Source organism: Lacrimispora sp. (assembly GCF_032078915.1).
Lineage (GTDB): Bacteria > Bacillota > Clostridia > Lachnospirales > Lachnospiraceae > Lacrimispora.
Genome location: NZ_DAMAUN010000073.1, coordinates 19591 through 31590, shown reverse-complemented (window position 1 = coordinate 31590; position 12000 = coordinate 19591). Strand labels below are relative to the sequence as shown.

The window sequence follows — 12000 nt, the reverse complement described above, 5'->3', positions numbered from 1 at the left end:
GCCGGGAGAGCGAAATGCTTATGTAGAACTGGAACAGGTACCAGAAGCCGGGGAGCATACCGCTACTGCTGTATTCATGGTGTATGATCCGGAGACCATGGAGCAGATGACTGAAATTGATGCGGGGGTTTTATTGACTGTAGAATAATGATTTTTTTCAAAAAGGAAGTGGGAAAAGGATCTTATTTTTAATGTTGCTGTGATAATCCTTCGTGATTTATTGATAATAAAATAGACTCTGCGTTATCAAATATGATATAATAAAAAAGTATTATTATTGGAAAAAATCTAATCTTAGCATGTAATAAAATAATTATAAAGGGGTGTGATATCATGGCATTGACCAATGAAGATTTACAAGCCATAGCAGCATTAATGGATGAAAAAATTAATCCATTAAGGACTGATATACAAGATATGAAGACTGATATCAATAAGATGTCCGATAGAATAGAAATTCTGGAAATCAAGCAAGATATTACATCACGCAAAATAGAAGATCTTACGTTTCGTGTCGCTAGTTTGGAGCATTATAGCAAAAAGGAGTTTACAAAGGTTAACGATCATATAGAAACGTTAATAAAAGTTTTGGAAGTAAAAAACATTTTGCCCAAACAAGCGTAGTGGTCGCATATAAGCATCGGTTATAACAACGATATGACATCATTTTTCATGAGGTTTTATTACAAAAACACAACAGATATCATAACCAATTGAATGGTATCATATATAAAGCGTAAAGTCTAAGAAATAGGCTATGCGCTTTTTCTTATTATTTGATTCCCAAATACTCACTTCATGCAATTAAACAATGGTGACAAAATCTGTATAATTTCACCGTAGATAATTATGGATTCTATGTTAAAATATGGAGAGGAATTATCTCCTGCTGGAAATAGCGGGAGTCAACCTACTGCAACTGTCAGTGTCATGCCGTTCTGACATTGGCTTGTCGTTTTCGAATGAATCGTAAAGGGTGATGATGAGATGATTAGATATGAATACATTGTATCGGACAAGCAGGGGCTTCACGCCATCAATGCTTTGAGGCTGAGCAAGGCGGCATCGGAATATGAGAGCCGTATAACCCTTAAAAGCAGGAAAGGCACAGCGGACTGTAAGAATGTACTCTCACTCATAGGTCTGGGAGCACGTCATGGCGAATGCCTGGAGTTTATTGCGGAGGGGGAGGATGAAAACAGGGCAATCGATTTCCTTAAGGGATTTCTTCAGACCAATTTGTAGCAGAAACAAGATATTTCCTAGCAATTAGGAAATAGATTTACCTCCAGACTCTTTCTTGACGGACTATAGTTAATATCAAAGAACCATCCGGTATGAATGTACCGGATGGTTAAATATAAGAGAGGGGCTAAACCTATGGCAAAATTGGGTATTTCCGTTTATCCGGAACATTCTACCGAAGAAAAGGACATGGAATATATCAGAAAGGCAGGAAAACTGGGGTATAAGAGAATCTTTACCTGCCTCTTAAGTGTGGAGGAGAGCAGGGAAGAAGTGATCGGCCGTTTTCGGAGACTGGCAGATGAAGCTCACGCCTGCGGTATGGAGATCATACCGGATGTGAGCCCTGCCGTATTCTCCCGGATGGGAATCTCCTACGAGAACTTATCCGTATTTCAGGAAATGCATGTGGATGGCATCCGCCTGGATGAAGGCTTTGACGGCATGAAAGAAAGTCTTATGACTTACAATCCCCAGGGGCTTAAGATAGAGCTCAATGCCAGCACCAAGCTGGCCTATGTGGAGAATGTCATAGACCACCATCCGGATCGTGACAAGCTGATTACCTGTCACAATTTTTATCCGCAGAAGTATACGGGATTGAGCCTTAAACAATTTAACACCTGTAATGATAAGATGAAAACCCTTGGACTTAAGGTAGCAGCCTTTGTGTCCAGCAACGCGCCAGGAGCATACGGTCCTTGGCCCGTTAATGAAGGACTGTGCACTCTGGAGATGCATCGTGGCCTTCCGATTGATTTTCAGGTGCGCCATCTGCTGGCCACCGGAATGATAGATGATGTGCTTATCGCCAATGCCTATGCTGCTGATGAGGAACTCAAGGCTTGCGCCGGCATTAATACCAGTATTCTGACCTTTGGTATCCAATTGGAGAAAGAACTGACTCAGACCGAGCGCCAGATCCTGGATTATGAACTCCGTCATGTGGTAAGAGGTGATTTGAACGACTATATGATCCGTTCCTCCGGCCCAAGAGTCACTTTTGCGGACCGCTCTATTCCTGCTGCTAATACCAGAGATTTAAAACCCGGCGATGTGGTTATATTAAATGATGGCTATCCCAAATATAAGGGGGAACTGCAAATCGTGACCAAAGACATGCCAAATGACGGCCGCAAGAACGTGATCGGTCATCTTCCAGAGTATGAACATGTTCTGCTGGATTACGCAAACCCATGGACGGTATTTGCATTCAGCATCCTTTAAACAAGGGATTTTACGGAAGAACACAGCAAGAAAAGGAGTATTTAGACATGCAGAATCAAAGACAGGAGCAGCTGCTTGCCATATTATCAGAGCTGGGAGACTGGATCACCAGCCGACGCCTGGCTGTTCTTCTGCAGGTGTCGGACCGTACCATACGCTCTGATGTAGAGTCCATTAACAGACACATGACCCCGCCTCCCATAGAGTCTAATGTGCGGCGGGGTTACCGAATCTGTGAAAATGCCAGTCTGCCGCCTTTGTCGCCAAAAGAATCCAGGGGGACGGATATTCCCCAGACTCCGGGTGCCCGCTGCGCATACATGATTCAGAAGCTGTTATTCGAAGTGAAGGAGCTGAACCTTACCCTTCTCCAGAGCCAGATCTATGTCAGCGGAGCCTCCATTGACAATGACTTAAAGCGTATACGCAAAATGCTGGAGCCCTATCCCGGTTTAAAGCTGGTCCGCAATAAGGAATGCATATCCTTAAAGGGGGATGAGGCCGGAAAACGGCGGTTTTACAGGGATTTGCTGATGGCAGAGGTACAGGAGAATTTTCTCAACTTAAATATGCTGGCCAATCTATACAAAAGCTTCAACTTAATTGAGGTAAAGGACATATTCGTGGATGTGCTGAAGGAATACGATTATTCCATTCATGAATCCATGTTTCCCATGCTGATCCTGCACGCCGGCACCAGCATTGAGAGGATGAACTGCGCCAACTACATCAGTATGGAAGAGGAGATGCAGGGGTTAGAGGATACCATCGAGTTCCAGATTTCAAAGGACTTCTTTGACCGCATTTCCAAACGCCTGCATATAAAGATCCATGAGGGAGAAGTGGGGATGTTCGCCCTGGTTGTCATGGGCAGAAAAGCTTCCAATTATACCGACGATTACGTGAATTTCGGCGGCAGGTGGCTGAGTACCAGGAAATTGGTAGGTGAGGCCCTGGAACAGATATATACTCTGTTTGGGCTTGATTTCCGGCAGGATGGGGATCTTATTGCCGGTCTTAAGATGCACATCCACGGTCTGGTAGAGCGTGTCAGGAACCAGGTCCGGATGGAGGATGTGTTTGTGGAAGAGATCAAGCGCAAATACCCTCTGGTCTTCGAGATGGGCATCTACGTGGTGGAATTTCTGGAAGATAGGCTTAAAACTCCCATATCCGATGCAGAGAGCTGCTATATCGCCCTTCATCTGGGAGCTGCCAGTGAGCGTATGAAAACAGAAAGAAAATATCATGCCGTTATGATTCTGCCTCATAACCAGTCCTTTTCTGATATGTGTGTGAAGAAAATTTCCGATATGTTTCGTGAGAGGATGGAAGTGGTGAAGGTCTTTGGTTATTTTGAAGAGGAGGTAGTGTCTTCTCTGGATCCGGATCTTCTGCTCAGTACATTTCCCCTGGAACATGGGTTGAACGTGGAGACCGTCTCCATTAACTTATTCGTGGATTCCGAGACAGAGTCCAGGATTCTCCAGGCCATCAACCGGCTGGATAAGAAAGGATTCCGGCTGGAATTCTCCTCCCACATCGGCAGCTTGATCCGCAGGGAACACTACCACACAGAAGTGAACTGTACCAGCCCGGAGGAAATCATCCGCATGCTGTGTTCAGGCCTGGTACAAGAGGGGGTTGTGGATCCGGAGTTTACAGATGTGGTATTAAAGAGGGAGCAGATGACCCCAACCTCCTTTGTGAATACATTTGCGATTCCCCACGCGTTCGGAGCCTTTGCCGGGAATTCCACCATTGCGGTGGCCCAGCTTAAGAATCCTGTGAAATGGGGGGTCTTTGAGGTGCGGCTGGTGATGCTGTTTGCCATCAATATAGGGGATGCCAGGATGATTAAAATCTTCTTTGACTGGATATCCAACATCGTGAATCAGCCTGAGGAGCTGGCAAAATTGGCGGCTCCCTGCGGATATGAGGAATTTATCGACCGGATCATGGAGTGAATTTCCTAAGAGCTAGGAAATGCCTTTAAGGAAAAAAGTGAATAAAAGCCTTATAATTAAAATTAATTAAGGCAGCTTAAGTTAAGATGCAGCAAACAAAAAGGTTTTGCTGCATTTTGCATATTATCAACACATTCAGGAGGCAGCAATATGTTAGAGGGATTGGAGACCATTTGCTTTAAAATCATATCCAATGTAGGCGGAGCAAGGTCCAGCTATATAGAGGCGATCCAGAAAGCAAAGCATGGGGATTTCGGCGGTGCCGGGGAATGTATGAAAGCCGGTCAGGAAATGTTCCTGGCAGGACATGAGGCCCACTTTGAACTGATCCAGAAAGAGGCCCAGGGCGAGCCGGTAGGCACTTCCCTGATTCTGATCCATGCGGAAGACCAGCTTATGAGCGCGGAAGGATTCAAAATCATCGCAGAAGAGATGATCGCCAGCTACAGGAGGATCGTTGAGCTGGAGGAGAAGGTGGGGAGTAAATAATGGAAATAATAAAATGCAAATAGCAAGGAGGATTTTACAATGAAACGAGTGTATTTATTCTGCAGTGCAGGAATGTCAACCAGCATGCTTGCAAGCAAGATGCAGAGCGTAGCCAATGAGCATAACCTTCCCATTGAAGTGGAAGCTTTCCCGGATGGCAAGATCGGACAGATCATCGATGAAAAGCATCCGGATGTGATCCTTTTGGGACCCCAGGTCAAATACCGTTACGGTGAGATTGTGGAAAAGTTTGGAAGCAAAGGAATCCCGATACAGGTCATTGACCAGACCGATTACGGCATGATGAATGGTGAGAAGGTCCTTAAATCAGCAATAAAACTTTTAAAAGCTTCCAAATAACGGCTATTAAAAAGCAGAACTTATCATAGCAAGAACAAATAAAAACGGGGGAATAACAATATGTTAAGTAAATTAGAGTCAATACTCATGCCTTTGGCAGAGCGAATCGGAAAGAACAAGTATCTCATTGCAATTCGTGACGGCTTCCTGCTGTCCATGCCGCTGTTAATCGTGGGTTCCTTTTTCCTGCTCATTGCCAATTTCCCGATTCCCGGGTGGACTAATTTCTGGGCAAGGTTCTTTGGGGAGAACTGGGATGCCTACTTTGCCAAGCCAACCGATGCCACGTTCTCAATCATGGCAATGCTGGCAGTCGTTGGAATCGGCTATTCCTTTTCCGAGCAGATGAAGGTCGATAAGTTGTTCGGCGCTGCCGTATCACTGGTATGCTGGTTCTTGATCATGCCTTATAAGATCATGGTAAATGATACTGCTGTATCAGGTATTCCCCTGGGCTGGGTGGGTTCCAAGGGAATCTTCGTAGGAATTATTGTGGCGTTCCTGTCGGTACACATTTATGCGTGGGTCAATAAAAAAGGGTGGATCATCAAGATGCCTGACGGTGTTCCTCCTACCGTGGCAAAGTCTTTCTCTGCCCTGATTCCTGCCGGAATTTCCGTGCTGGTGTTCTTCATCATAAACATTATTTTTGCCATGACCCCATATGATAACGCATTCAACTTTGTGTTTACGATCCTGCAGACTCCTCTCCTTAAGCTGGGCAACACCCTTCCGGCTATGGTAATCGCTTATATCTTCCTCCATCTCTTCTGGTTCTTCGGAGTAAACGGCGGTTCCGTGGTGGGCGCGGTATTCAATCCCATCCTTCAGACCTTGTCTGCGGAGAATCTGGCTGCATTACAGGCAGGCCAGCCTCTGCCCAATATTATATCCCAGCAGTTCCAGGATCTGTTTGCCACGTTTGGCGGTTGCGGTTCCACCTTGTCTCTGCTGATTGCAATGCTGTTTTTCTGCCGTTCCAAGCGTATCAAAGAGTTAGGGAAACTGGCATTTATTCCTGGCTTGTTCGGAATCAATGAACCTATTGTGTTTGGCCTTCCCATCTTACTGAACCCAATGATTCTCATTCCTTTCATGCTGGTGCCCACCATCAACATTGTGATTTCCTACTTCTGCATGAGCATCGGCCTGGTTCCTCTGTGCTCTGGTGTGGCAATCCCGTGGACCATGCCTGTGATCCTCTCCGGGTTCCTGGCAACCGGCTGGCAGGGGGCCGTGCTTCAGCTGATTCTTCTTGTTCTGGGCGTATTCATCTATATGCCGTTCATCAAGATAATGGATAAACAGTACATGGAAGACGAGACCAGGAAAACTGAGAAAACCGATGACGACGATATTGATCTTAACGATCTTTCTTTTGATGATCTATAAAATGAGGTGTACGGTATGAAGCTTATTATGATATATGACCAGATTCAGTCAGGACTTGGAACCAAGGACGACACCATGGTTCCCCTAACAGGGAAAAAAGAGACCATCGGACCAGCAGTCATGATGGAGCCTTTCTTAAAACAGGTGGACGGACACATCCTGGCCTGTCTGTGCTGCGGCAATGGCACATACCTTGCCGATCCGGAGGAGGTCAGCCGCAAGCTTTGTGCCATGGTGAACAAGCTGCAGCCGGATGTGGTAATGTGCGGGCCAGCCTTTAACTATGCGGACTACGCACAGATGTGCGCCAAGGTGGCCTGCGATATTAACGCAACCACCAAGGCAAAGGCATTTGCAGCCATGTCTGTGGAGAATGCAGATACCATTGCAGCTTATAAAGATAAAGTATCGATTGTGGAGACACCGAAAAAGGGCGGTCTGGGCCTTAATGACGCCTTAAGAAATATGTGTGCTCTGGCCAGGGCCCTGGCAGACGGTGCAGACACTTCGGAGCTGATTCATGAATTCTGTTTTAGATAAAAGGAGGTCTTTGCCATGTGGGGAATGATAGCAACCTGGCGTATGGCCGTAGAAGGGATTACCAAGGGAGCTGAGCTGCTAAAAGAATGCGGCGACGCAGGAGATGCCATCGAGTTGGCCATACGTCAGGTGGAGGACTTCCCTTATTATAAATCCGTAGGCTACGGCGGACTGCCTAATGAGGAAATGGAAGTGGAAATGGACGCCGCCTATATGGATGGCAGCACACTGGATATAGGAGCTGTGGCTGCTATCAGGGACTTTGCCAATCCGGTGTCCATTGCCAGACGCTTAAGCCAGGAGAAAGTCAATAGCATGCTGGTAGCTGAGGGGGCTGAGAAATTCGCCCACAAGGAAGGCTTTGAGCGTAAGAATATGTTGACAGACAGAGCCAAGGCACATTACAGGAAGCGGGTTAAGGAGATGGCGGCCAAGGCAGCAGCTAAGGAGCTTAAGCCTTATTCCGGCCATGACACCGTAGGTATGGCCTGCCTGGATGGGAACGGCAAGATGACGGCAGCCACCTCTACCAGCGGCCTGTTCATGAAGAAAAAGGGCCGGGTAGGCGATTCTCCTATATCCGGTTCCGGCTTCTATGCCGACAGCAAGAAAGGAGCCGCCAGCGCCACCGGCCTGGGAGAGGATCTGATGAAAGGCTGCATTTCTTATGAGATCGTCCGGCTTATGGGAGAGGGAATGCATCCTCAGGAAGCCTGTGAGACAGCGGTGAACCGGCTGGATATGGAACTTCGGGAACGTCGGGGCGAGGCCGGTGACATATCCCTCATTGCCATGAATCCTAAGGGAGAGTGGGGTGTCGCCACAAATATCGAGGGATTTTCTTTCGCAGTGGTCACGGAGGAACTGGAACCCACGGTTTACCTGGTAACCCGTGAGGAGGACGGCCGCTGCACTTATAAGAAAGCCTCTGAGGAATGGATGGAACATTATATGAAGACGCGCACGGCGCCCATAGAGGAATAAGATATGGGAGACAGAACGATTGAAAACGATTCAGATAAGAAGATCCTGGACTGCGTGGACCGGTTAAAGGACCGGCTCATCAGCAGTGTCCAGGAGCTGGTACGCATTGACAGTGTGGAAAGGGACGCCTGTGACGGGGCTCCCTTTGGCTCTGGTGTGAAGCGTGCATTGGAATGTGCCCTGGATATCAGCGGGAAGCTGGGATTTGACACTGTGAACCTGGATCATTATATGGGATATGCCCAGTATGGCATGGGAGAAGATTATGTCTGCGCCATCGGTCATGTGGATGTGGTTCCGGCAGGAGAAGGCTGGAAGCAGCCGCCTTTCAGCGGTCATCTGGAAAACGGAGTCATCTACAGCAGGGGAGTGCTGGACAATAAAGGACCAATCATGGCATGCCTCTATGGCCTGGCAGCTATTAAGGAGGCTGGGCTTACTCTTAAGAATCCAGTGCGCATCATCTTCGGATGCGACGAAGAATCCGGATTTGAGGATCTGAAGTATTATCTCACAAAGGAGAGACCGCCTCTTTATGGCTTCACACCGGACTGCAAGTATCCGGTGGTGTACAGTGAGCGGGGCAGAGCCGTAGTTCGGATGACAGGCAGAATGGAGCAGTTGGAAACATTTTTTGATTTTGTAAACAAATATTTTATCGGAGCCAGGAATACAGGCGACCGGCTGGGGATTGACTTTAGCCACGAGGAATATGGCATGATAGAGATGCGGGGATATAAGCTGAGCGTGGCTCCTGACAGTCTCTGCGGTGGGAGACAGGCGGCCTTTGATGTGACGTTAAGCTATCCGGGAGGCGTTACCATAGAGGAAATTATGAAGCGCATCCGCGCGAAGGCCGGGGCAGAAGGGCTTAAGGCAGAACTTATACAGAATTTTGACCCGGTGGTATTCCCAAAGGACACGCCAATGGTTAAGGCCATGCAGGAGAGCTATGAACTGGTCACAGGGCAGGATGGCACCCCTGTAACCACCACAGGCGGCACTTATGCCAAGGCCATGCCGGGAATTGTCCCCTTTGGTCCAAGCTTCCCTGGTCAGAAAGGCATCAGCCACAATCCCAATGAGTGGATGAGTGTGGAAGACTTAATGAACAATGCAAAGATCTATGCACTGGCTCTTTACCGTCTGGGACAATTATAGCTTATGAAGGAGCATGTACCGCCATGGTTCACGAGGTCTCCTGCTGCTTTGCGGCATCGCTTTATGAGGCTGTTATGATCTGGTATCTGCTATCCTGGCCGGTTGCTTTTGCCGGCATTGGATAGCGGGGAGATAGGAGATAAAAAGAAGCTGTTGCTAAATAGATGAGAAGTCTATATAGCGGCAGCTTTTTTATTGCAGGATATATTGAAAGTTCCCTATTGATAGTCAGCAATATTTTAGATAAAATGAATCTGTACCCTGTTTTTTGTCAGATCTTAAGCACAGCAGCCTGTGAAGGTATAGGATGTGCAGAAGGAGCGCTTATGGTTAAAATCGATTGCCTTGGTGATATGTGTCCGGTACCTGTCTTGAGACTAAAAAATGTGATTGATTCCATAAAAAACGGAGAGGAATGCATGTTGGTTACGGATCATAGCTGTACAATTTCTAATATTAAATCGTTTTGTGATGCCAATCAATTGAAATATGATGCGGAAGAAGTCATTAACGGTGTATGGGAAGTCACCATTTCTGCTAACAAATAGTCTCTTTTAATATCGCTTCCATATACTTAATGAGTTTAGACGATTCATAATTGAGAGGAACACTGCCGGCATTTTTTATGGAATAATATTCATTATCAAACTCCAGGCATGGACATTCAACAATGCGGAGCTGTTTATTGTATAGTTCCTTCTTGATTGCCATGTAGGGAAGAAAAGCAAGCCCAAAACCATTAATTGCGGACAGCTTAATGGATTCTGTGGATTCAAGGGCATAAGGAATGTGCAGCTGATTGATGAGGACTCCGTTTTTGTTCAGCATTTTATCCAGTACCTGTCTTGTTTTTTGGGCTTTTACCAGCATCAGCAGCGGATAATGATAAAGATCCTGGCAGTCTAACTGGGCAGGAACCTTCATTTTTTCTCCTGCAACCAGAAAAACGCGGTCGGTAAATACCTTTTTGGCAGATAGATTTTTATCCTTGGGCCTGCCTATGATGATTCCCATATCGGCAACGCCTTTTGATATTTTTTCCTCTATGATTCTGCTGGACATCATTTCCATATTAAGGGTATATTCCGGATACTTGTTTTTTACATGGTAAAACGTGCATGGCAGGGCATAGGAATATACACAGGGAGAAGCGAGGATATGTACGGTTTTATTTTGATTCTGTGCATTGGTGATATCAACCAGCATTCTGTCATAGGACGATAAGATCTCAAGGGCGCGGTTGTAGACAATCATACCGATGTTAGTCGGAATCACACCTTGATAGTTCCGTTCAAAAAGCCGCGCACTGAATTCCTGTTCCATGACCCGAAGCTGCTGACTTAATGCGGATTGGCTGATATTCATCTGTTCGGCAGTTTTTGAGATGCTGCCGGATTCCACTATTTTTATAAACATTTTCAGGTTTTGAATGTTCATGTTACCCCGCCTTTCTGAATTTAACTATGAATCAATCGTTCGAACTGTTAAAAACTTAACAGTTCTTTTTTTGTTCTTTTATTATATCAAATATAATTCGGTGTGGCTAGAGTGATAAAATAATGGGTTATAAGTAAATCTTATGACATATCAGATTCTTGATTAACCGGATTCTGATAAGTATGGTATAATCTGAATTGTGATTTTGTTATAATATTAACAAATACTATTTTTAAGAAAGGGGGATTTACGTGTCAGAGGTTAACACAAAAGTTGGTGGGGAAAGAGTGCGTAAGCCGAGAAAACCGAAAAAAAGCCAGATCCCATACGCAATTCTGGTTACAATCCTGATCATTGCTTTTGGATCTTATTTGGCAGGAGGGAGCAATAAGCTGCCTGTTTATTGGGGATTCGGTATTGCATTCGGGTATATCCTGCAGCGTTCACGTTTCTGCTTTACGGCAGCGTTCCGTGATCCATGTATCACAGGAAGCACATCCGTAACAAGAGCCGTACTGGTTGCAGTTGCAGTTGCAAGCGTCGGTTTCTGGGCAATCAAGTATGCCGGTATATTGGCAAATGCGGATTCCAATCTCAATATGGTTGGCGTAGCGCCCATCGGTTTGCCATTGGCTGTGGGTGCAGTCCTGTTTGGCATCGGAATGGTCATTGCCGGCGGCTGCGCATCCGGAACCTTGATGCGCGTTGGAGAGGGCTTTACCATGCAAATGCTGTCTTTGGTATTTTTCATAGCAGGTTCTTTCTGGGGTGCACACGATATGAACTTCTGGAGCAAATTCAATGAGAATGCTCCGAAGATCTTTCTGCCGGACGTATTTGGCTGGTTTGGTGCAATCGTTGTACAGGGGCTGATCATTGTGCTGTTATACATAGCAGCTGTCAAATGGCAGGAAAAGAAAATGGGAAGTGCAGATTAAAATAATTTTAAATTAAAGGAGATATGAAATGGCTGAATTTACATTAGATTGTCTGGGAGAGGCTTGTCCAGTCCCGCTTATGAAAACTGAGAAAAAAATCAATGAGTTATCCGTAGGAGACGTTCTGGCTGTATCCATCGATCATAGCTGTGCAATGAAGAATATTCCTGAGTGGGCCAGAAAACAGGGACATAACGTAGAAATTGAAGAAGTAGATGATGGAGAATGGGAAATTGTCATCGAGAAGACGAAGTAGATAA

Annotated in this window: 14 protein-coding genes; 13 read left to right on the top strand and 1 reads right to left on the bottom strand. The window is 46.0% G+C overall.

Annotated features, from left to right (window positions below):
- The first annotated feature begins 333 nt into the window (after positions 1 to 333).
- The 11 genes from RT269_RS22710 (at position 334) to RT269_RS22660 (ending at position 9913) form a co-directional block, all read left to right on the top strand.
- Positions 334 to 624 (top strand): hypothetical protein, encoded by a 291-nt coding sequence (locus tag RT269_RS22710; protein WP_313186042.1) that lies wholly within the window; start codon positions 334 to 336, stop codon positions 622 to 624.
- Between the two features lie 363 nt (positions 625 to 987).
- On the top strand, positions 988 to 1245 hold the full coding sequence (locus RT269_RS22705; protein ID WP_313186041.1) for an HPr family phosphocarrier protein: 258 nt from the start codon (positions 988 to 990) through the stop codon (positions 1243 to 1245).
- A gap of 135 nt (positions 1246 to 1380) precedes the next feature.
- Positions 1381 to 2472, top strand: a complete 1092-nt coding sequence (locus RT269_RS22700) for a DUF871 domain-containing protein (protein WP_313186039.1) — start codon at positions 1381 to 1383, stop codon at positions 2470 to 2472.
- A 47-nt stretch (positions 2473 to 2519) separates the two neighbouring features.
- Positions 2520 to 4439, top strand: a complete 1920-nt coding sequence (locus tag RT269_RS22695; RefSeq protein WP_313186037.1) for a BglG family transcription antiterminator — start codon at positions 2520 to 2522, stop codon at positions 4437 to 4439.
- 150 nt (positions 4440 to 4589) lie between these two features.
- Complete coding sequence (locus tag RT269_RS22690; RefSeq protein WP_313186036.1) at positions 4590 to 4928, top strand: PTS lactose/cellobiose transporter subunit IIA; 339 nt, start codon at positions 4590 to 4592, stop codon at positions 4926 to 4928.
- Between the two features lie 39 nt (positions 4929 to 4967).
- Positions 4968 to 5288, top strand: a complete 321-nt coding sequence (locus tag RT269_RS22685; RefSeq protein ID WP_025232347.1) for a PTS sugar transporter subunit IIB — start codon at positions 4968 to 4970, stop codon at positions 5286 to 5288.
- A 60-nt stretch (positions 5289 to 5348) separates the two neighbouring features.
- Positions 5349 to 6680: a PTS cellobiose transporter subunit IIC gene (celB, locus tag RT269_RS22680; protein ID WP_313186035.1), complete on the top strand. Its 1332-nt coding sequence runs from the start codon at positions 5349 to 5351 to the stop codon at positions 6678 to 6680.
- A gap of 15 nt (positions 6681 to 6695) precedes the next feature.
- Positions 6696 to 7220 carry a GrdB-related putative oxidoreductase gene (locus RT269_RS22675; RefSeq protein ID WP_313186034.1) on the top strand — a complete coding sequence of 175 codons (525 nt, stop codon included), beginning with the start codon at positions 6696 to 6698 and terminating at the stop codon, positions 7218 to 7220.
- A 15-nt stretch (positions 7221 to 7235) separates the two neighbouring features.
- A complete protein-coding gene (locus tag RT269_RS22670; protein ID WP_313186032.1) occupies positions 7236 to 8204 on the top strand; it encodes a N(4)-(beta-N-acetylglucosaminyl)-L-asparaginase in 969 nt (322 codons plus the stop codon).
- 3 nt (positions 8205 to 8207) lie between these two features.
- Positions 8208 to 9365 (top strand): Sapep family Mn(2+)-dependent dipeptidase, encoded by a 1158-nt coding sequence (locus tag RT269_RS22665; protein WP_313186030.1) that lies wholly within the window; start codon positions 8208 to 8210, stop codon positions 9363 to 9365.
- Positions 9366 to 9691: 326 nt separating this feature from the next.
- A complete protein-coding gene (locus RT269_RS22660; RefSeq protein WP_313186029.1) occupies positions 9692 to 9913 on the top strand; it encodes a sulfurtransferase TusA family protein in 222 nt (73 codons plus the stop codon).
- Here RT269_RS22660 and RT269_RS22655 read toward each other — a convergent pair.
- Complete coding sequence (locus tag RT269_RS22655) at positions 9903 to 10802, bottom strand: LysR family transcriptional regulator (protein ID WP_313186027.1); 900 nt, start codon at positions 10800 to 10802, stop codon at positions 9903 to 9905. The genes RT269_RS22660 and RT269_RS22655 overlap by 11 nt on opposite strands.
- Before the next feature lie 251 nt (positions 10803 to 11053).
- On the opposite strand from RT269_RS22655, the gene RT269_RS22650 reads away from it, so the two are divergent.
- Positions 11054 to 11740 (top strand): YeeE/YedE thiosulfate transporter family protein, encoded by a 687-nt coding sequence (locus RT269_RS22650; protein ID WP_313186025.1) that lies wholly within the window; start codon positions 11054 to 11056, stop codon positions 11738 to 11740.
- A 28-nt stretch (positions 11741 to 11768) separates the two neighbouring features.
- Entirely contained in the window at positions 11769 to 11996 is a 228-nt protein-coding gene (locus RT269_RS22645; RefSeq protein WP_025232355.1) for a sulfurtransferase TusA family protein, read from the top strand.
- Positions 11997 to 12000 lie beyond the last annotated feature (4 nt).

Excerpts from the sequence above, each read along its gene's own strand:
- RT269_RS22645 (WP_025232355.1), top strand. The coding sequence starts at position 11,769 with ATGGCTGAATTTACATTAGATTGTCTGGGAGAGGCTTGTCCAGTCCCG.
- RT269_RS22655 (WP_313186027.1), bottom strand. The coding sequence starts at position 10,802 with ATGAACATTCAAAACCTGAAAATGTTTATAAAAATAGTGGAATCCGGC.
- RT269_RS22675 (WP_313186034.1), top strand. The coding sequence starts at position 6,696 with ATGAAGCTTATTATGATATATGACCAGATTCAGTCAGGACTTGGAACC.
- RT269_RS22700 (WP_313186039.1), top strand. The coding sequence starts at position 1,381 with ATGGCAAAATTGGGTATTTCCGTTTATCCGGAACATTCTACCGAAGAA.
- RT269_RS22665 (WP_313186030.1), top strand. The coding sequence starts at position 8,208 with ATGGGAGACAGAACGATTGAAAACGATTCAGATAAGAAGATCCTGGAC.
- RT269_RS22670 (WP_313186032.1), top strand. The coding sequence starts at position 7,236 with ATGTGGGGAATGATAGCAACCTGGCGTATGGCCGTAGAAGGGATTACC.
- RT269_RS22695 (WP_313186037.1), top strand. The coding sequence starts at position 2,520 with ATGCAGAATCAAAGACAGGAGCAGCTGCTTGCCATATTATCAGAGCTG.
- RT269_RS22660 (WP_313186029.1), top strand. The coding sequence starts at position 9,692 with ATGGTTAAAATCGATTGCCTTGGTGATATGTGTCCGGTACCTGTCTTG.
- celB (WP_313186035.1), top strand. The coding sequence starts at position 5,349 with ATGTTAAGTAAATTAGAGTCAATACTCATGCCTTTGGCAGAGCGAATC.
- RT269_RS22690 (WP_313186036.1), top strand. The coding sequence starts at position 4,590 with ATGTTAGAGGGATTGGAGACCATTTGCTTTAAAATCATATCCAATGTA.
- RT269_RS22685 (WP_025232347.1), top strand. The coding sequence starts at position 4,968 with ATGAAACGAGTGTATTTATTCTGCAGTGCAGGAATGTCAACCAGCATG.
- RT269_RS22705 (WP_313186041.1), top strand. The coding sequence starts at position 988 with ATGATTAGATATGAATACATTGTATCGGACAAGCAGGGGCTTCACGCC.
- RT269_RS22710 (WP_313186042.1), top strand. The coding sequence starts at position 334 with ATGGCATTGACCAATGAAGATTTACAAGCCATAGCAGCATTAATGGAT.